The organism is Streptomyces sp. SID12501 (assembly GCF_010550245.1).
GTDB lineage: Bacteria > Actinomycetota > Actinomycetes > Streptomycetales > Streptomycetaceae > Streptomyces.
This window is the reverse complement of record NZ_JAAGLU010000833.1, coordinates 1-415: the sequence shown is the minus strand read 5'-3', so window position 1 is coordinate 415 and position 415 is coordinate 1. Positions and strand designations below refer to the sequence as shown.

Below are 415 nucleotides of genomic sequence, written 5' to 3'. Positions count from 1 at the left end.
ACGTCGGGGAAGCTCTGCAGCGAGACGGCCATCGTCGTCGGCGGGGCGAAGATCGAGCTGCCGAACTGAAGCGGCATCAGGACCAGCATCGCCACGCCCTGGACGGCCTGGGGGGTCTTCATGCTGAGACCCAGCAGGATGAAGATCCACATCAGCGAGGCGCCGAAGACCGCCGACAGCCCGATGGCGAGGAACAGGTCGAGCACCGAGGACTTGATCGACAGGCCGAGCAGGAAGCCCATACCGAGCAGGATCGCGATGGCCACCATCATCCGGCCGAGCTCGACCACGATCTTGGCGATGAGGACCGAGGAACGGGCGATGGGCATGGACCGGAAGCGGTCCATCACGCCCTTCTTGAAGTCGTCGTTGACCCCGGTGCCCACACCCATGGCGATGTTCATGCCCATAATCG

1 protein-coding gene is annotated in these 415 nt (G+C 64.1%); it reads right to left on the bottom strand.

The genetic code is table 11. The features are described from left to right. The coding region (locus G3I71_RS48700) for an ABC transporter permease (protein WP_164325406.1) at window positions 1–415 on the bottom strand (415 nt) is incomplete at both ends.